Source organism: Plantactinospora sp. B6F1 (assembly GCF_040120695.1).
GTDB lineage: Bacteria > Actinomycetota > Actinomycetes > Mycobacteriales > Micromonosporaceae > Plantactinospora.
Map to the genome: position 1 here is coordinate 1 of NZ_JBEEAC010000109.1, position 506 is coordinate 506.

General features: G+C 62.6%; 1 protein-coding gene. It reads left to right on the forward strand.

Translation table 11 applies throughout. The features are described 5' to 3' along the window. Positions 1–153 precede the first annotated feature (153 nt). Positions 154–363 carry a hypothetical protein gene (locus tag ABNF97_RS34020; RefSeq protein ID WP_349341081.1) on the forward strand — a complete coding sequence of 70 codons (210 nt, stop codon included), beginning with the start codon at positions 154–156 and terminating at the stop codon, positions 361–363. Positions 364–506: the final 143 nt, after the last annotated feature.

Consider the following 506-nt stretch of genomic DNA (forward strand, 5'->3'; position numbering starts at 1 on the left):
CGGCCACGACACACACTGGCTCAACTGGCGCCGCCGTCACCAGGCCCGTGCACGCTGGTTCCACCAACGTGCACGGCTGAACCGGGACTACGCCCTGGTCAACTAGCAATTGGCGGCTGCCGTACTAACCCACAAGAAGCGCAGGAAGGCGTCATGACCAAAGCAACGTGCGTCAGGAAGACCGTGGTGGTGGCGACGCTACGATCACGGGACCTGCACGGCAGGGCCGACTGGATCGAGAAGGAGCTACCCGCGCTCATCGATACCGCGACGAATGCCTCGCTGCTGCGAACCCTCGGCATCAACGTCGACGCCTTGGCACCCGATGCCTGGCCCGACAACGTCACGGTCGAACCCCGGTGAGCTGACCGACACCCACTGAAGTGATCTCAACGACTTTGCGGTAGGTACTTGTACTCGAAATGGGTCAGGTGCAAGGCTGCGGCGATGATGTCTCCGATTCGGCGGGGGCTGGCGGTCGTATGTCGTAGCGTCTTCCATCGTCC